The 18295-nt window shown below is 31.6% G+C and carries 24 protein-coding genes and 1 other RNA gene; 13 read left to right on the top strand and 12 right to left on the bottom strand.

Going from position 1 to position 18295, the window contains the following annotated elements; genetic code table 11:
- Nucleotides 1-16: 16 nt before the first annotated feature.
- Nucleotides 17-742, bottom strand: a complete 726-nt coding sequence (gene aroD / locus BDW31_RS07900) for a type I 3-dehydroquinate dehydratase (protein ID WP_053024271.1) — start codon at nucleotides 740-742, stop codon at nucleotides 17-19.
- 162 nt (nucleotides 743-904) lie between these two features.
- On the opposite strand from aroD, the gene BDW31_RS07905 reads away from it, so the two are divergent.
- From BDW31_RS07905 to BDW31_RS07915, 3 genes are all read left to right on the top strand, one after another.
- Nucleotides 905-1327 (top strand): organic hydroperoxide resistance protein, encoded by a 423-nt coding sequence (locus BDW31_RS07905; RefSeq protein WP_016931015.1) that lies wholly within the window; start codon nucleotides 905-907, stop codon nucleotides 1325-1327.
- A 276-nt stretch (nucleotides 1328-1603) separates the two neighbouring features.
- Nucleotides 1604-2095 (top strand): GNAT family N-acetyltransferase, encoded by a 492-nt coding sequence (locus BDW31_RS07910; RefSeq protein WP_053024270.1) that lies wholly within the window; start codon nucleotides 1604-1606, stop codon nucleotides 2093-2095.
- A gap of 130 nt (nucleotides 2096-2225) precedes the next feature.
- The gene (locus BDW31_RS07915) at nucleotides 2226-2843 is read left to right on the top strand and encodes a LysE/ArgO family amino acid transporter (protein ID WP_053024269.1); all 618 of its coding nucleotides are present in this window, start codon (nucleotides 2226-2228) and stop codon (nucleotides 2841-2843) included.
- A 187-nt stretch (nucleotides 2844-3030) separates the two neighbouring features.
- Here BDW31_RS07915 and BDW31_RS07920 read toward each other — a convergent pair whose 3' ends face one another.
- A complete protein-coding gene (locus BDW31_RS07920) occupies nucleotides 3031-3639 on the bottom strand; it encodes a histidine phosphatase family protein (protein ID WP_053024268.1) in 609 nt (202 codons plus the stop codon).
- Between the two features lie 226 nt (nucleotides 3640-3865).
- Between BDW31_RS07920 and BDW31_RS07925 the strand changes: the two genes are divergently transcribed.
- Complete coding sequence (locus BDW31_RS07925) at nucleotides 3866-4108, top strand: hypothetical protein (protein WP_011276324.1); 243 nt, start codon at nucleotides 3866-3868, stop codon at nucleotides 4106-4108.
- Here BDW31_RS07925 and BDW31_RS07930 read toward each other — a convergent pair.
- Nucleotides 4100-4303, bottom strand: coding sequence for a sterile alpha motif-like domain-containing protein (locus BDW31_RS07930; protein WP_016931011.1), 204 nt, complete (start codon nucleotides 4301-4303; stop codon nucleotides 4100-4102). The genes BDW31_RS07925 and BDW31_RS07930 overlap by 9 nt on opposite strands.
- A 550-nt stretch (nucleotides 4304-4853) precedes the next feature.
- Between BDW31_RS07930 and tsaA the strand changes: the two genes are divergently transcribed.
- From tsaA to lnsA, 3 genes are all read left to right on the top strand, one after another.
- Nucleotides 4854-5111 (top strand): type II toxin-antitoxin system antitoxin TsaA, encoded by a 258-nt coding sequence (gene tsaA / locus BDW31_RS07935; protein ID WP_016931010.1) that lies wholly within the window; start codon nucleotides 4854-4856, stop codon nucleotides 5109-5111.
- Between the two features lie 22 nt (nucleotides 5112-5133).
- The gene (tsaT, locus tag BDW31_RS07940; protein ID WP_011276326.1) at nucleotides 5134-5322 is read left to right on the top strand and encodes a type II toxin-antitoxin system toxin TsaT; all 189 of its coding nucleotides are present in this window, start codon (nucleotides 5134-5136) and stop codon (nucleotides 5320-5322) included.
- A gap of 141 nt (nucleotides 5323-5463) precedes the next feature.
- Nucleotides 5464-6021, top strand: a complete 558-nt coding sequence (lnsA, locus tag BDW31_RS07945) for a lipoprotein N-acylation protein LnsA (RefSeq protein WP_306419458.1) — start codon at nucleotides 5464-5466, stop codon at nucleotides 6019-6021.
- 47 nt (nucleotides 6022-6068) lie between these two features.
- Here lnsA and BDW31_RS07950 read toward each other — a convergent pair whose 3' ends face one another.
- Nucleotides 6069-6305 (bottom strand): hypothetical protein, encoded by a 237-nt coding sequence (locus BDW31_RS07950; protein ID WP_016931008.1) that lies wholly within the window; start codon nucleotides 6303-6305, stop codon nucleotides 6069-6071.
- A gap of 169 nt (nucleotides 6306-6474) precedes the next feature.
- Between BDW31_RS07950 and BDW31_RS07955 the strand changes: the two genes are divergently transcribed.
- Nucleotides 6475-7221, top strand: coding sequence for a membrane lipoprotein lipid attachment site-containing protein (locus BDW31_RS07955; RefSeq protein ID WP_053024266.1), 747 nt, complete (start codon nucleotides 6475-6477; stop codon nucleotides 7219-7221).
- Between the two features lie 69 nt (nucleotides 7222-7290).
- Here the strand turns inward: BDW31_RS07955 and BDW31_RS07960 are convergent, their stop codons facing one another.
- Entirely contained in the window at nucleotides 7291-7899 is a 609-nt protein-coding gene (locus BDW31_RS07960) for a GNAT family N-acetyltransferase (protein ID WP_053024265.1), read from the bottom strand.
- Nucleotides 7900-8035: 136 nt separating this feature from the next.
- Between BDW31_RS07960 and BDW31_RS07965 the strand changes: the two genes are divergently transcribed.
- From BDW31_RS07965 to BDW31_RS12485, 5 genes are all read left to right on the top strand, one after another.
- Nucleotides 8036-8782: a poly-gamma-glutamate hydrolase family protein gene (locus tag BDW31_RS07965; RefSeq protein ID WP_053024264.1), complete on the top strand. Its 747-nt coding sequence runs from the start codon at nucleotides 8036-8038 to the stop codon at nucleotides 8780-8782.
- A 75-nt stretch (nucleotides 8783-8857) separates the two neighbouring features.
- Nucleotides 8858-9145 carry a hypothetical protein gene (locus tag BDW31_RS07970; RefSeq protein ID WP_016931004.1) on the top strand — a complete coding sequence of 96 codons (288 nt, stop codon included), beginning with the start codon at nucleotides 8858-8860 and terminating at the stop codon, nucleotides 9143-9145.
- 239 nt (nucleotides 9146-9384) lie between these two features.
- Nucleotides 9385-9609 (top strand): hypothetical protein, encoded by a 225-nt coding sequence (locus tag BDW31_RS07975; RefSeq protein WP_053024263.1) that lies wholly within the window; start codon nucleotides 9385-9387, stop codon nucleotides 9607-9609.
- A gap of 127 nt (nucleotides 9610-9736) precedes the next feature.
- The gene (locus BDW31_RS07980; protein ID WP_110709490.1) at nucleotides 9737-10468 is read left to right on the top strand and encodes a hypothetical protein; all 732 of its coding nucleotides are present in this window, start codon (nucleotides 9737-9739) and stop codon (nucleotides 10466-10468) included.
- 198 nt (nucleotides 10469-10666) lie between these two features.
- Nucleotides 10667-10843, top strand: coding sequence for a hypothetical protein (locus BDW31_RS12485; RefSeq protein WP_016931001.1), 177 nt, complete (start codon nucleotides 10667-10669; stop codon nucleotides 10841-10843).
- Between the two features lie 548 nt (nucleotides 10844-11391).
- Here the strand turns inward: BDW31_RS12485 and ssrA are convergent.
- From ssrA to eno, 7 genes are all read right to left on the bottom strand, one after another.
- Nucleotides 11392-11753: a transfer-messenger RNA gene (gene ssrA, locus BDW31_RS07985) on the bottom strand.
- A 209-nt stretch (nucleotides 11754-11962) separates the two neighbouring features.
- Nucleotides 11963-12433: an SsrA-binding protein SmpB gene (gene smpB, locus BDW31_RS07990; RefSeq protein ID WP_011276368.1), complete on the bottom strand. Its 471-nt coding sequence runs from the start codon at nucleotides 12431-12433 to the stop codon at nucleotides 11963-11965.
- 24 nt (nucleotides 12434-12457) lie between these two features.
- Complete coding sequence (gene rnr, locus BDW31_RS07995) at nucleotides 12458-14836, bottom strand: ribonuclease R (protein ID WP_110709492.1); 2379 nt, start codon at nucleotides 14834-14836, stop codon at nucleotides 12458-12460.
- Between the two features lie 42 nt (nucleotides 14837-14878).
- A complete protein-coding gene (locus BDW31_RS08000; protein ID WP_053024259.1) occupies nucleotides 14879-15619 on the bottom strand; it encodes an alpha/beta hydrolase in 741 nt (246 codons plus the stop codon).
- Nucleotides 15620-15842: 223 nt separating this feature from the next.
- Nucleotides 15843-16076 (bottom strand): preprotein translocase subunit SecG, encoded by a 234-nt coding sequence (secG, locus tag BDW31_RS08005; protein WP_011276371.1) that lies wholly within the window; start codon nucleotides 16074-16076, stop codon nucleotides 15843-15845.
- A gap of 67 nt (nucleotides 16077-16143) precedes the next feature.
- A complete protein-coding gene (locus BDW31_RS08010) occupies nucleotides 16144-16614 on the bottom strand; it encodes a hypothetical protein (protein WP_016930998.1) in 471 nt (156 codons plus the stop codon).
- Nucleotides 16615-16880: 266 nt separating this feature from the next.
- The gene (eno, locus tag BDW31_RS08015; RefSeq protein WP_011276373.1) at nucleotides 16881-18185 is read right to left on the bottom strand and encodes a surface-displayed alpha-enolase; all 1305 of its coding nucleotides are present in this window, start codon (nucleotides 18183-18185) and stop codon (nucleotides 16881-16883) included.
- Nucleotides 18186-18295 lie beyond the last annotated feature (110 nt).

Here is an 18295-nt window from a genome sequence, read left to right on the forward strand (position 1 = left end):
TAATTTCAAATGTATCTTAATAATTACTATAAAATAATAGTTGTTGTTTTAAAGTTTTAACATGTATTTGTCCAGGCGCTTGGGGCTCACCTAAACATCCATAGGATACAGTGCCTCCAAACACACCTTGAGCTGTTCTACTAACTAAGCCAACACTAGACATAGAAATACCAATCACCTTAGCATCAAGAGTGTCGGCACTTGTTGCTACCGCTTCAAGCAATGTAGCTACGTCTTCTTTGTCTTGTGGCATGACAGCTATTTTGACATAATCTGGGTTTAATTGATTCATTTTATAATATGTGAATTTTAAAATATCTATATCAGGTGTTTCTTGAAAATTATGATAAGATACAACAACTTGTTTATTATATCGATGTGCTAGGTCAATTAAATCACGATGCGTGAAAACATCAAAATTACTATCCCATTCAATATCAATCATTGGGCAATGATGATTTTTAATAATTTCTTTTAATAATGTCATGTATGCTTCATATGTCATTTCACCTTTACCGCCTTGTGAGACCGTGCGATACGTTACCAAGACGTTAGCGTTTATATTTAATTCTTGTAGTTGTTCTAAATTGGATTTAAGCAATTCAAGGTGTCGATCTTCCCATTGGTCAATTCGTAATTCGATTATATCAATATCATTACTATATTCTTTGATATTATTTATTGTTAATGTATCCAGTAATTGATTGGGAGCAACTGTGGCAGCCACTTCAACATTCGTCATAATGATCCCTTCTTCCTCAATTTAACTTGTATTTATTTTAAACTATTGGCTGTCTCTCTCCAACCTTGAGTAACTTACTTTTCAATAAAATTAATATTCAATGATTTAAAATTATGTAAATGGGTAGATAATATATGTATACAAATTTAGGAGGTAATAATAATGGCAGTTCAATATGAAACAAAAGCTACTAACGTTGGTGGACGTAAAGGACATGTAAACACTGACGATAATGCAATAAATGTAGATGTATTACCACCACAACAAGCGGACGGAAATGCAACTAACCCTGAGCAATTATTTGCTGCTGGTTACGCTTCATGTTTCAATGGTGCGTTCGATCTTATCTTAAAACAAAATAAAGTACGTGACGCTGAACCAGAAGTTACTTTAACTGTTCGCCTTGAAGACGATCCTGATGCGGAAAGCCCAAAATTAAGCGTAGCGATTGATGCTAAAGTTAAAAATGTATTGTCTCAAGAAGACGCTGAAAAATATTTACAAGATGCACACGAATTCTGCCCATATTCTAAAGCAACTCGTGGTAACATCGATGTTGATTTAAATGTTCAAGTAGTAGATTAAATTTATATATAAAATAAATATGTGATTATTTTTAATCATATACTAATTTTTAGACACAAAAATCTTTTCAAGGATTTTTGTGTTTTCTTTTTTTGTGAATTTTTCAAATTTAAGTTATTCTATAAATACAGTAAATAATTAACTTTATAAAACATTTATACATATTAAAACTCAAATAGTTTTTTATAAAATCATTTTTATACCAATTTTTTTGATTTTAACCTATTATATATATAAGTAAGAAACGTTAAACTATGACAGTTATGGGAGGACATGATGACTAATATTCGTATACTAAATCAAAATGATTTAGACCATTATACTCAACTATTATTCAGCAACACGCACACTTATTCGTGGGACAAAGTCTATTTAGAAAATCTTTCAAACGAAGATCTTAAACAAATGCTATCCGATGAAGATGAATTTTGTAATATTATCGGTGCTTTTAAAGATGATAAACTTGTTGCATGTGTTACTTTGCGTCAATTAAAACAAGTTGGAAGTTCGCACAAAGCTATGATAGAGAATTTATTTTTACTTGATAAAAAAGATGAAAGTACGATTTTAAATTTAATGCAATTTGCTATAGATCACGCTAAATCTCGCAACATTGAAAAATTGATGACTTGTGTAACTTCTAATAACATTAGTGGTAAAATCTTTTTCTCATCTATAGGATTTGAAACTTTGGGTCTCGAATCGAAGTCTTCAAAAATTGGTGACGAATATTTCGATGTTCATTGGTTGTTGTATGATATCGTTTAATCCCTTATTTTAACTATACTACTAAAAATTTTTCTCTAGACATTTAATTTATAGCCACTTTAATAATTGATATATTCTAAATTTTCAGATTTTATAAAATTTAAAAATACTTAAGTCTAGGGGGATAAAATTGTTAGAAGCTATTTTTCATGGAGTATTGTTAGCTATAGGCTTAATACTACCATTAGGCGCTCAAAACATATTTGTTTTTAACCAAGGCGCTAACCAAACGAAATTTAGGCGTGCACTTCCTGCTGTTATTACAGCTGGTTTATGTGATTCTTTACTCATCATACTAGCAGTGGTTGGTGTGTCCCTTATACTTATGTCATTTCCAATACTTCAAATGATTGTTTACATAATAGGATTAGTATTTCTACTTTATATGGCGTGGACATTGTGGCATGAACAAAGTAGTGATATTGATGAACAAGGTGGCATCTCACCTGCAAATCAAATAAGCTTCGCACTTTCTGTTTCATTACTTAATCCTCATGCAATTATGGATACCATTGGCGTAATAGGTACAAGCGCTTCTGCCTATGGTGGTTCAGAAAAGGTAGCCTTCACTGTTGCGACAATTAGCGTTTCATGGCTATGGTTTATCTTTCTATCTATTGCTGGTCGTACTGTAGGTCATTTTGATAAATCAGGTCATCTATTAATCTTACTAAATAAAATTTCAAGTATTATTATCTTAATTGTTGCATTAATGATACTTCAAAAAATTTATCAACTCATATTTTAAATGTGTTTTTCTAAACAATAGTAGCAGGCTAGAACTTAAAATAACTTATCATAAGTGTTTTTAGGTTCTAGCCATTTCTGTTTTGAAGATTTAAAAAGCAAAAAACCTCTACAAGTAATTGACCTTGTAGAGAATGTTGAGTTACTATTTTATTTTTTGACTTGTGTCTATCTATATTTGCTATATTTTAATTTTCATGTTTAGTAATTTCTCCGTTTTCTGGATCAATCTTTTCAATAAACTGAAATTCATTATTTCTATATTCAAATTTTAGAATATGACAATTGCCAATAAAGTAATTAATTGCATCTGTATCTCCAATAACTTTTCTTAAAAATACGTCAATCGTAGTTCCATGACTTACAACTAAATTCGAATCACTATCTGATGTGCGCATTATTTCAGTTAATGTACCTATAAAACGTTCTTCTACTTCATTTTTAGACTCTCCGTCAAACACTACTAAACGATCCCCAAAAGCATCTGTAATATCATAATTTGCATTTAATAAATCATTACTTTCGCCTTCTAAAATACCAAAATGCCATTCTTTGAGTCCCTTTAAACGGTTATAGTCTTGGTTTGGTGCGACGCATTCCAATGTATCACATGCGCGTTCAGAGCTCGATGAATATAAATTTCCAAATGAAATATTATGTTCGTTAAAATATTGACCAGCTTGTTTGGCTTGAGAGGTTCCTAAACTTGTTAAAGGAGAGTCACTTGCCCCCTGCACCTTACCTCGTAAATTAAACATTGTTTGTCCATGTCTCATTAAATAAAGTGTTTTTGACATTGTATACACCTCAAACTTAGTTTTTGTTTCAAATTACTGACATTAATTGAACGCTTTTATTTGTTATTAACCGTTCCAAGTACAATTGTATTTTCGAGTAATAGTATACATTAATTTTTTAATTTTCAAAAACAAGAACATAGAAAAAATTTATAAAGTAGTTTGAGTCCCGTCATGGTGGGTATAAAATATTATAAGATTCACAATTCTAAAAGGAGTGTCTTTCATGAGCGACCATAATCAATATAATTATGTTAATCCAAATAAGCTCTCGTTAGATTGGGAATGTTTAATCATAAGTAAAACAGATATGTTATTAGATGGTGTTCCAAAAGAATTAATTAATTCTTGGATGGACAGAAATATTATTGAGCCTTTTTCAATAAAAGATAATGAAATTAACTTTAAAACTAAAGATGTGTGGAATGCGCTAAACACCCAAAATTGGTATTACGCTCACTCAAATTAATTTATATAGACTTATTGCTCTATTAGTACTTTCAATAAGTTGATGATCGGCGTAGTTAGACATAACATACGATCTAATAGCTTTGTTATTTCGTTCATGTTTTGGAAACTCACAGTCGTTTTCAATATATTGAGCTAAAATTCCTAGAGGTGTATCATCGTTTATAAACCCAATTACAAAATCATAGAATGTCATAGTTCCCCTCCTCAGTTTAATTAATCTCTCTTAAAATATTTCATTATTAATATTGTCTAAACATATAAGATAACTCAACTTTAATATGTAATTAGCAACTTTTGCTTGTTTCTAGTATATAACTCATTGCATTAAATATACTGTTTAAGATTATTAAATCATTTACCCAATAATTAATCACTAAATTTGTTATTTATTAAGATGGTAACTTGTCGTAATTGTTACAATATGGTGAAGAAATCGAAGTTCATTTGTTTAGTTACGTAGCTTCATGCAAAAATGAAAATAAATATTAAAACATTCATCAAAAGTTATAAGGGATGTTGTGTCAGCCGCTTCATTAAGTCGGTTGGCATTTTTGTATATAAAGAAGATTAAATATAAGTTTGATATTTATTACTGCTCACTTTTACAATATTAGCAACTAAATTTTTGACAAAATCTAATATTAAGATAAAAACATACAATTACTTTGATTAACTCATTTTACCGGTATACAATAAATGATATGATTATATAAAGTTTTACTATTTAATAAGAGGTGACACCCATGAATAATAATAAAATTTTTTGGATAAATATTTTTATTACGCTATTATTTTTGGGTTTCAATATCATTGTTACTTACAATGCAGAATTAGATGATTTCTTCTGGCTAATTCCAGGACTTACAATTAGTGGTATCACAATTGTACTAAGCTTAAGTACTGCGCTCATTTGCAAGAACCTGGTTAGCGAAGTTATTTTTCTAATCAATATTGCTATGCTTTTATACTACATTTATCCTATAGTATATACATTCTTTTAATATAAATTTAGGAGGCTTACACATGAGTTTGCATTTAACTATATTGTTATGGCTTGGTATCATTTTTGTAATAGCAGCCTCAATTATATTGGGCTTATTACTTAAATCTAAAAAAGAAGAACGTAAAGAATCATATTTAGGTTTTACCGTAATATTTTATATTTTTGGATTTGCTTTACTCATCTACGTATTCATATTTGGTATATTATAGCGTAGAATTAAAGAACAAAATGACACTGTTATTTTTGTTCTTTTTTATTTATATCTATATGTAATATTCATTAATAACTCATCAAATATGATTTATTAATTTCTAAGGAGTATCAAAGTGAAATATTCAATTTCTCCATTTATAAAAATATTATTTGTTACACTGATAATTCTTATAACTTTTCCAACACACTTATTAGCTTATACGAGTAACTCTAATCCACTTTCATCAACTGAAGATGATTTTGATTTACAGCCAGGTGATATTATACTTACTAAGGGCCCAGTTTTATATGGTTTCTTTGGTCATTCTAGTATCGCACTTGATCACGATACCGTTTTACAAATAGAAGGCCCTGGGGACAAACCTATTACAGAGTCGTTCCATTCTTTCAAACAACGATTTGGTGAAGGCAAAGATGATTGGATTAAAATCTATCGTTGTTCTATGCCTGGAGCTGGAGAGAGAGCCGCTAAATGGGCTGAAGAACACTATAAAGATACAGATAAGACATATCTAGTCACTTTAAATCTTAAAAGTGAAAGATTTACATACTGTACTAAGATTATTTATCAAGCTTATAAATATGGCGTAAGTAAAAATTCAATTAACAAACATGGCTTACTCATCATTTCTCCATACGCGCTTGTAGATAATTTCACGAAAAATTATCAACTCAAATTAGTTAAACAATATTAAATATCCATAGTAAAAAGAGTAGCTTTGAAATAGCTACTCTTTTTTCGCTAGACAGTTTCCTTGAAATAATTTATGAAATGCTCATTTTCTTCTAATAAATCAATATAAGAAATAGAGCTAAACGGGATAATACGCGTACAATTTTTTAAAGGATAGATAATAATTTCATTTTCATAATCTAGATGAATATCATTTTCTAACACCATTTTTTTAGAACCCACTACTATCGCAATTGCTTTAAAATCATTATTATCAAAGTACTTTTTTAATAATTTTTTATCCATGTTATCTCACATCCTATTCACTTCATATTTACCATTATTTTGTAAAATAATAATGAACTTACCTTATAATTTATGTAAATATATCTTTTAAAATATTTTCAAAAATTTAAAACATTTACTAGTCATTTCGTTATAAAATAATATTATATTAAATTTAGGAGTGACTATATTGAAAAAAGTTTTATTTACATTATTATTAGGTCTTTTTATATTAACTGGTTGTAGTTTTTCGAATGAAGATAAGGAAGAAGATCATTCTAAATCTAAATCTTCCTCACATAATAAAAAAGAGAATGAAAATACTAAAAAGAAAAATGATCAACATTCTGATTCTAAGTCATCAAAATATGATGCAGAAAGCGATGATGAATCTACTGATCAAAGCAATGAAGACAGTTCTTCCAACGAACAGCAATACACTTCTAATTCGAATTCTCAGAATGCAAAGCAAATCGATATTCATAATATAACTGACCGTGCCACATTAGAAGCAGTTATTAACAGCAACAATTACTCTGAAATAGATAAAATTGCTGCATATAATAGTGCAGTTGCAAATGGTGTTATTCCACAAGGTAATGTAATGGAAGGCCCTGCAAGTGAAGCTTATGCAAGTTCACTACGCGTGGAAAGTGGTCAAGAAAAATCTGTTTATGATCAGTCTAACCAGTCTTCAGAAGAAGAAAACATAGACGATCCAAATGCAGAAATCAACGCTGCAACTAATGAGGATGAATACGTAGATGCTTTGAGAAAAAAATATAACGGCGGTTTATCTTCTGGAGAGATTCAAACTAAGCATGCAATTGAACAAGGCTATTATGATGGTGATGATGCTGAAGAAGTTTATCAAATAATACAACAACGAGAACAAGATATAGCTAACGGTAAATACGATAAATATAAGAATAATTAATAAAGTTCATTGGACTTAGAGAGAGGGAAGCTATCACATGTTAAATATGTGATGTGACTATGCCTCTCTCTATTTTACTTCTTTTCTCATTTGATATAAATAATACGGTTTTCTATTAATTTCTCCAACAATTTCAAATCCCATTTTTTGATATAGTTTCAATGCTACATCATTATCTTGTACTACTGTTAATGAAAGTTTACTGAAGCCTGATTCTTTAGCTTTTTGTTCAGCAAAATTTAATAATTGTTGCCCTACTCCTTTTCCCCTTGCATTAGGCATAGTCGCTAGCATACTAATATGGTATTCATCTTCATTACCCTCGTCCATCGTAACAAGTGAATAAAAGGACTTCGGATGTGAGATGATTGATAAGAAAGGTTTCAACTTATTCATTGAAATAATTTGAAGTACTGTTGGCGTCATCGCTCTATCAATCTGTTTTAAAGGATTGCACGTAATAGCTCCAAGCACTTGATTATCATCAAGAGCTACAAATGACATATCATGACTAAAGCGATTCGCACGATTATTCCAAAGTTGTTGTAAGTCACCAATAATTTCATTATCACTTGACTTACCTAATATAATTTTAGCCATGTCATCTATTGCCGAGTAAATTAACTGACCCCCTTCATTATGGTGAGGCTTCGCTGATTGAATTGTTATTTTCGTCACTTTCATTCCTCCTTATTTCAATTATTTACTTATTTTTCTAAATTAAACAATATTTGAGGTTATCAGTAATATAATTTATAATATAAAAGTTAAATTACACATTTTTATTATTACAATCAATATAAAGGAAGGTCATATGAGAAAAAGAAAAAACTGGTATTCTAAATTATATTATATTTTTATTTCTGTCTTAATTATTACTATTATAGCTATTGCATTTATACTTTATAAAACACGTGAAGATAAACAAAATTGTTCATTAGATTATTATTCAAATTTCGAAGAGCTAAAAGAAAACACAACAGAAGGTAAAGATTGGCGTATTAAAACGAAAAATCGTAAAGATAATCACATGCTTGTCACAGCGATACATGGCGGAGGTATTGAACCAGGTACAACTGAACTTGCACGTCGTGTGGCCAATATAGGTGAATATGATTTTTACACATTCGAAGGATTAATGCCAAAGCATAACGAACGCTTGCATATCACTTCAACTGTGTTTGATGAACCGACACTATTAAAAATGTTAGACCACTCAGATGAGACAATATCCATTCATGGCTATTCTGGTGAAGACCCTATTGTTTACGTTGGCGGTAAGGATAAAAAATTAGCGAAATCTATCACAAAATCATTAAAAAATAGAGGTTTCACTGTTCAAAAGAGCCCTAAAGGTATTGAAGCGACATCATCATCTAATATTATTAATAGAAGTGATAATGATTCAGGCGTTCAACTTGAATTAACTACTGGACAAAGAGCATTATTCTTTAAGGATAAACAATTAGATCAAAATACAAGAAAGAACCCAGACAATTACACACATACATTTTACAAATTCGCTAAAGCAGTTAATAAAGGCATTGAAGATGCACAGTAGTTTATTAACCTCTACACTACGTTTTCAATCATATTTAATTTGGGTATAACGTATTATAGTGAGGGGGAACATGTCATGTTAGATTCATTAACTCAAGAACAAAAATATACGATAGCTAAATTTTATAAATTATACATGGAACGTTCTAATGAAGGGCAATCTGAAAGTGAAGCGAATTATTTTGGAGATAGTATAAAAGCACAAGATGATTATTTCTGTGATCGTGAATACGATGATTTTTTAGAGAATTGTAAAGTTCTAATCGATCATGGTTATCTTGAAGGACAACTTACAGCAGATAGAATTGATGACATTAGCGTTACTAACAAAGCTTTTACAGAAATAGAGCAAAGTTTTAAATAGTTAAACTACTGGGCCTAGGGCATAAGTAAAATAATGATGCTATTTTGCAATTTCGTAGTAGCTGATTGAACTGAAAAGGTGCTTAAATTATGCTTTTTCATTTCAAGTCATCCTTGCGGGCGGAGCCCCAACAAAGAGAATTTCCCTAAGAAATTCTACAAGCGAACCAAGCTGGAAGTGGAACGAATTAAAAAATTCTGTCCTACTTCCAGTTGTATTTTTACGAAAAAGGTGAATATATGACTAACTGGAAAATAGATAATCAATCACAAAGACATTTGATGATTCAAGAACATGCGAATGAAATATCTATTGTTGAACCTTATCATAATGGATTTTTCAAAATATTAGCTGAAATTAACTTAAATCAAACATCAAACGAAGCACAACTTAACGATGAAAACTTATATGTATCTGTAAGTAAAGAGCATAAAGAGATTAGCATTTTCGATAAGGTGAAATAGCTTGATTAATTATACGTTTACACTACTGTTTTTAAATAGTAATTAGATGTTAATTACAAAGTAATATGTATTATATTATATGTGTAATACAATACAATTAATGATGTAAATTTAATGGAGGTAGCGTATGGAGAAACTGTTGTTCTATACAGGCACGGTATTACTAATTATTGCGATTATATTAATCTTGTTCGCTATTATGGCAGTATTTAAAAATAAGAATTATTTTAAATATTTTGCGATGGCTATTACGATTATTCTACTAAGTATGCTTGCTTTGGGCATTCATAAAATGATTGAAAGTAATAATCCATCTGAAAATCAAGCAACACAATCTAAAGATAAGCAATCTAAAGAGGATAAATCATCTAAAGATAAAAAGAAAAAAGACAAAAAAGATGACGACAAAGATGATAATAATGTTACTCAAGAAGAACAAAATCGTTCTGAAGAAACTTCAACTAATGAAGAATTAAATACTCAAGAACAACAAAGCTCACAACAAGAGCAACCAACAACTGAAGAATCAAATAACGAAGCACCTTCTACTCAACAAGATACTACACAAGATAATACTGTAAACAATCAAAATAATACTTCTTCTAATAATAATCAAAATGCGAATCAAGCAAACGACACAAATCAAAACTATAATCAAAGTAATAGAAATAGTAATGATAATGATGATAATAGCCGTTCAAACGGAAATATTTCTACAGAGGATAGTTCAAGTACTGATAATCAGTCTAATGAAAATCAAACACAGACATATTCAGAAAATAGCTCCGCTGAACAATCTGACAATGGCGAAGAAGCAACTGAGACTAATACAGATGAATCAAATAATAGTGCAAACTAATTAGTATAATCAATATATAAATTAATTAATACAATTACTTTTACCGGGATAATCAACTTTTCGACTTATCCCGGTATTTTTTAATTTAAATTATCAAATATTATTAACTGTTGAATTTTTAGAAAAGTGTGACATACTTATAGTAATAATATTTATATCAATTAGATATTAAATATAATTAAATAAAGGGTGACACTTATGAAGAAAGTAGCTTTTGTACTACTCTCAAGTTTTTTACTATTAGGGGCATGTGGTAACAATGATGATTCAGTAGATAATGTTAAGAAAAGTACTCACAAAAAAGACAACCCTAAGGTTCACAAAGATAAAGGCGAATCAGATCGTACAGATGGTAAAAAAATCAACGATAACTAATAGCAAAACAAGCATTTACATGCTTCTTTAATTGAAACGTAAATGCTTGTTTTTTCTATCAATATTACTGACGCAACAAATTTATTAATCCACCTTCTGTCACTTATTATAATAAATATTTAACGAATCCAAATACTTTTCTATCTAAACCATTACTTGTATAAAAAGAATGAGCATTTTTTCTTTCTTCCTTTATACCACTATTCAGGGTAAGTACTTTACATCCCAATGTACATACTAAACTCTCTCCTTTATTAAGTAAAAAATGAGCCGTAACCTTTTTTCAATAATTAGAATTAATGACAAATGCTAAAACCCTCATATATTCTCCACTTTAAAAAAAACAATATTTTACACATACCACTTAAGCCATTAATTTTATTATCTTTCAACTATAATAACAAATAATAATCATCGCGTTGATTTAAATTTTTCAGTCTATCTTTTAATTCCTATTTATTATAGAGCCATTTTTTGTATGGCAATTTTGGGGCAATACTGTGGCAACAAAAACAAAAAAACCACAACCACATGGGTTGCAGGCTATATAATGGAGACGGCGGGATTCGAACCCGCGTCCAGAGGTCCTGATACACATCTTTCTACGTGTGTAGTCTATTGATGAATTTCGCATAATAGTAAGCAACAGACAACCAGTATTATGCTAGTTTGATTAAATTTCATCTAAACAGACTTCAAACGGCAGTGTTTAGCATATCCTACTAGGGTTGAATCGCGTTAACAGCACGTAGGAGATGCTGTTAGGCGATGCAGAGTGCTATTACGCAGCTACTGCGAAATTATTGTTTGATTTGTCAGTTATATTTACTGAAATGTGTTGATGTCGGAGACAGCCCTCCGACACGCTTAATGAGCTCGAGGGACCCCTGTCGAATCCAAAAACGCCCCCGTAATAAAATTTATAAATCATTACAATACGTAGTAGTGACTGACTGAACTAAGAAAGCAATATATAAAGCAATTCTTAGTTCTAGTCATTCATACTAAAGTGAAATAACACAATCGAAAGAATCCTTCTTCACTCTCTATCTAACGTATTTCTTAATTCACAACATCAGTTATCATACCAAATAGCACCCGATTAATCAACAAACACGCTTAATAACGGTCTTTGATTGCACGATCAACATCACGTTTCATTGCTTTATCTTTTAAAGCTTGACGTTTATCATGTATTTTCTTACCACGTGCTACGCCTAATAAGACTTTACATTGACCATGTTTTAAATAAAGTTTTAATGGAATAAGTGAATAGCCAATTTCTCTCGTACGTTCCCCAAGTTTAATAATTTCCTTCTTATGAAGTAATAACTTTCTAGAACGTAAAGGGTCATGATTGAAGCGGTTACCTTCCTCATAAGGTGCAATGTGCATATTATTAATGAACATCTCGCCACGTTTAACTTGCGCATAGCTATCTTTCAAATTGGCACTACCTCGACGAATAGATTTAATCTCTGTTCCCTTTAAAGCAATACCCGCTTCAATTGTATCTTCAATATTATAATCATGTCTGGCTTTACGGTTTTCAGCTAGTGTACCGGGTGATTTCGTTTTCTTCTTAGCCATTAATCTGTGTCACCTCTTTGCTGATTATTTTTTCTTACGACGTGATTTTTTCTTCACACTTTTATCTTTATAGAATGGTTTGTGATTCGTTCTACCTTGTTTATCACGACTACGTTGGTTTTTACCTTTTCGTTGCTTACGTTTTTTCTTCTTGCCTTTATGATTATCATCTTTTGATTTATCTAAAGACTTGCCACGTGTTTTAGCTTGAATCGTTTTACCTCTCGATGGTCGTTGACTTCGATCATTTTTTGGCAATGGCATACCAACAATTTGGAAATCAATCATTCGTTCATCTACATCAACATGTTTGACTTTCACTGTAACTTGATCGCCTATACGGAATACTTTTGCTTGGCGCTCACCAATAAGTGCCATTTGGCGTTCATCAAATTGATAATAATCATCTGTCATATTTGAAATATGAACCATACCTTCAATTGTGTTAGGTAGTTCGATAAACATACCGAAATTTGCAACAGAGCTTACAATACCTTCAAATTCATCACCGATATGTTGAATCATATACTCAGCTTTTTTCAATTCATCAGTATCTCGTTCTGCTTCAATTGCACGACGTTCACGTTGAGACGTGTGCTCAGCTAATTCAGGTAATTTATCTTCCCATTTGTGTAATTCTTTGTTATTCATTGAATTATCGATAAGGTATTTTCGAATTAAACGATGAACTGTTAAGTCCGGATAACGTCTAATAGGTGATGTAAAATGTGTATAGTATTCCGCTGATAAACCGAAGTGACCTAAGTTTGTATCATCATAATGTGCTTGTTGCATTGAACGTAACATCATTGTTGAGATAACCATTTGTTCAGAGCGACCTTCAACTTCTTCTTGGATAGATTGTAATGTTGAAGGATGAATATCTTCACCCGTACCTTTAATCATAATTCCAAAGTTTGTAATAAAGTCGAAGAACTGTCTTAAACGATCTGATTTAGGTTGTTCGTGAACACGGTAAATGAAAGGAACTTCAAGTTTATTGAAATGTTCTGCCACCGTTTCGTTAGCAGCTAACATAAATGATTCAATTAAACGTTCACCTTCGCCTCGCTCACGTAAAACCACATCAGTTGGTAAGCCTTCGTTATTCACTAACACTTTAGCTTCACTTATGTCAAAGTCAATTTCACCACGACGTTTACGCATTTGGATTAAACGATTTGATAAATCTTGTGCTAAATCAAGCATTGTTGTAATTTCTTGATACTGCTTACGTACGTCAGGGTCCTTTTCAGTTATAATTTGATTAACTGCATCATATGTCATTCTGTAATTAGAATGGATTACACTATCAAAAATGTCATGATTAACCACTTCGCCTCGTTCATTGATTTCCATGCGACAACTTAGTGTTAAGCGATCGACTTCTGGGTTCAATGAACAAATACCGTTACTTAAACGGTGTGGAATCATTGGAATAACACGGTCTACTAAATAAACACTTGTCGCTCTATCGTAAGCTTCTTTATCAAGTTCTGAGTCTTCTTTAACATAATAGCTAACATCCGCAATACTTACAGTTAATTCAGTGTGACCATTTTTTAATTTTTTTACACTAATAGCATCGTCTAAGTCTTTTGCGTCTGCACCATCAATGGTAATCGTTAACTCGTCACGCAAGTCTGTACGACCTTTAATTTCATCAAGCTTAATCTCTTCAGGAACCGCTTCGGCTTCTTTCAATACATTATCAGGGAATTCGATTTCGATACCGTGTTGATAAATGATTGATAAGATATCTACTCCTGGGTCATTTTTATGGCCTAGAATCGCAGATATATGTCCTTCAGGATTATCTGTACCATCTGCATACTTCGTAATTTGAACGAGTACTTTATGACCATCTACCGCACCAAGACTTTGACCTTTCGGTATGAAAATGTCTTGCATAATACGTTTATCATCTGGGATAACAAAACCAAAATGTTTCGCTTCACTATAGGTACCGACTACTTGAGTGACAGAATGTTTCTCGATTGATTTAACTTCGCCTTCAATTTTACCTTTATGCTCACCTTTAGACTTCTGTATTTCTACAATAACTATATCACCATCTAATGCACGATTAATCTTAGTTGGTGGAATAAAGATATCATCCATATCTTCTTGTTCAGGACGTAGGAATGCAAAGCCCTTCTTATTTTGACTTAACGTCCCTTTAATCAACTTAGAATTCGAACTTTTATGCGATTGTTTGCGTTGGTATCTATCTGTTTTAGTTCGTTCAACTAAACCTGCTTGTTCAAGTTCTACTAGCACCTTTATTAAATCTCTAAACGAGTCGGCACTATTAAGACCTAAAGCATCTTGAAAATCAGATACCGACATCGGTTCGTAATCAGGCTGCTTTATGATTTCTTCAATGGATTGCTTTAAATTCATCATGCCCCTCCTTTCTTCTTTCGTTTAATATTTTTAAATTTATTATTCAGACCAATCTAAAGATTCTAAGAAACTGTATACATCTTCGAATACTTGTTCTTTTTCTTTATCGATTGTAATGACATGTCCTGAATTTGCATACCATTTGATGTCTTTTTCATCTGAGTCGACATTCTCATATATATAATTTGCTGATTGAGGATTAATCATTTCATCATTTTCAGCTTGTACTACTAAAATTGGATCTAACACTTCATCGATTTCGTTTCTAACGTTATTTAATGTTTCGCTTAACTCTTTTAACGTTTCAGTAGGATGGAAGTCTTCCATTTCTTTATCAATCGTTGCTTGATCTTTGCCTTCATATTTTTTGAAGTTTCGTGCATATTCTAAAAAGCCTTCGTATATCGCACCTTGCGTTTTACCTTCAGCGGGTGCACACATAGTTACAATACCCTTTACAGAACGATTTAAGCTCAATTTCAATGCGAATACACCACCGAGAGATAAGCCTGCTACGGCAATTTCTTCATAGCCTTGATCCACTAAATAATCATAACCATCAAGCACATCTTTAAACCACACATGTGGGCTTGATTTTAGAATTTCTTCAGGTGGTGCAGCATGCCCTTCGTATTGAGGCGCATAAGAAGTGTAACCTTTCTTCTGTAGGAATCTTCCTAATTGTCTTACGTCTGATGAATTACCTGTAAATCCATGTAGAAGCAAGACTGCTCGTTTCCCTTCCTCAAAGAAAAACGGTTGTGGTAATTTAATTTGCATTTAAAATCCCTCTTCCATCATTATCTCAAAATTATTCTTGCGTTATATTTTTAATTCAAATACAATGCTTCGTATTAATATTATATTTAACTAAATATTCCCTTATTATCTCGGAAATATACATTATTTAAATCGGACCTTAGGTCTCCTGACTAAATATCAATGACGTCGTCCGTCACTATTCATTATAAATAAAAAAGCCCGACATTAACATCGTCGGACCTTATAAACCAAAGTAACTGATACCAATCATTATTAAAAAGAAAATGACTGCTAAAATAATTGTTAATCTATGCAAGAATAAATCGACGCCACGTTGTTTTTGTTTACCAAATAACTGTTCTGCGCCACCACTAATAGCACCTGAAAGTCCATTACTTTTACCTTCTTGGAGTAATACAACAGTGATTAATGCAATACAATCAATAATTAAGAGTACTATAAAAAGTGTATGCATGAAAATTGTCCTCCATTCATTATATACGTTCCGAATTATATCATATACTAGTCTTTATAATCAATGACTATCGATTAAAAGTACTCTTACGAATGATTGAAATAACTAGCATGTATAATGCTAATACTGTAGAGCCCACAATTACGATTATAATAGGAATAATAAACAACACTGATTTAGCTGTTATTATCGCATTTATAACCATAGTTACGTTTACTAATGTAAATAATACATTTGAAACATAGACTGCAAACATAAACCACCACAGATATTTATGTCGATTCCATAATGCAATGACACCTGCTAAATATGCCAAAATATACATAATGCCAGTATATCTAAAGCTATTTAATATATTAGCTACTGCACTATCACTTGCTTTCTGTCCTGCCTGTGATAATAGTGTCTTAGCAGTTAACGTATCTAGTGCAATAAAGTTATGGATGATCAATAAAATACATAAAATTAAAGAACTGTAGCCTATTAATTTACCTGCATTGCGTTCTCTTTGACTAGGTTGATTAAGTTGATTCTCCATCTTTATTTCTCCTTCTTTTATATACATAACTATTATATCAGTTTGTATACCTAAATTAAATCTGTTCCATGTTCGTTAAAAATCATTAGTAGGTTAGATATATGTGATAAAAGCTGCATTAATGATTTTGTCATTATGATTTTACAATTTAGTTAATCACTTACATTGTTTAATAATTTAAAAAACCTGCCACAGTCTCAACTCTGTGACAGGTAATACATAAGCGTGAACTCTATTATTGTTTTAAATAGGTTAAATTATTAGACTTATTTGTCTAAATTGTAGAATGATTTGATACCATCGAATTTAGCAGTTTCAAATAATTCATCTTCAATACGTAATAATTGATTGTATTTAGCAATACGGTCAGTTCTTGATAATGAACCAGTTTTAATTTGACCAGCATTAGTAGCTACTGCGATATCAGAGATTGTAGTATCTTCTGTTTCACCTGAACGGTGAGAAACTACTGCAGTATATCCAGCTTTTTGAGCCATTTCGATTGCTTCGAAAGTTTCTGTTAAAGTACCAATTTGGTTAACTTTGATTAAGATTGAGTTACCAATACCTTGTTCAATACCTCTAGAAAGGATTTCAGTGTTAGTTACGAATAAATCGTCACCTACTAATTGAACTTTATCTCCAATACGATCAGTTAATTGTTTCCAACCGTCCCAATCATTTTCATCCATACCATCTTCGATAGTGATGATTGGGTATTTACCAATTAATTCTTCTAAGTAGTCAACTTGTTCAGCTGCGCTACGTTTCGCACCATGTTCACCTTCGAATTTAGTGTAATCATATACACCATTTTCGTAGAATTCAGATGAGGCACAGTCGAATCCTAAGAATACATCTTCGCCAGGTTTGTAACCTGCTTTTTCGATAGCTTTAATGATTGTTTCTACAGCATCTTCAGTACCTTCAAATTTAGGAGCGAAACCACCTTCGTCACCTACTGCTGTTTCTAAACCACGTTCACTTAAGATTGATTTTAAGTTATGGAAGATTTCAGCACCCCAACGTAATGCTTCTTTGAATGATTCTGCACCTGTTGGTAAAATCATGAATTCTTGGAATGCGATTGGTGCGTCTGAGTGAGAACCACCATTAACGATGTTCATCATAGGAACTGGTAATTGTTTACCGTTGAATCCACCTAAATATTTGTATAAAGGTTGACCTAATAAGTCTGCTGCTGCACGTGCAACTGCGATAGATACACCTAAAATAGCGTTTGCACCTAATTTACCTTTGTTAGGTGTACCGTCTAATTGAATCATCATTTTATCAATAGATACTTGATCTAATACTGAAAATTCACCTTCAACGATTTCTGGTGCAATAATTTCGTTAACATTTTCAACAGCTTTAGTAACACCTTTACCGCTATAACGTGATTTATCTCCATCACGTAATTCAACTGCTTCGTGTTCACCTGTAGAAGCACCTGATGGTACTAATGCACGACCGAAAGCACCGCTTTCAGTTAATACTTCAACTTCAACTGTTGGGTTACCACGTGAGTCTAAGACTTCGCGAGCATAAACATCTGTAATAATTGGCATGTGAAAAATCTCCTTTAATTTAGATTCTAAAGCTATTATAGCTTGATTTAATCTTTAAATAAAATATTTATATCAGATAAGGACTGAATCCCTAAAGTTTCAAATATCGT

The organism is Staphylococcus sp. AtHG25 (assembly GCF_003217445.1).
Lineage (GTDB): Bacteria > Bacillota > Bacilli > Staphylococcales > Staphylococcaceae > Staphylococcus > Staphylococcus haemolyticus.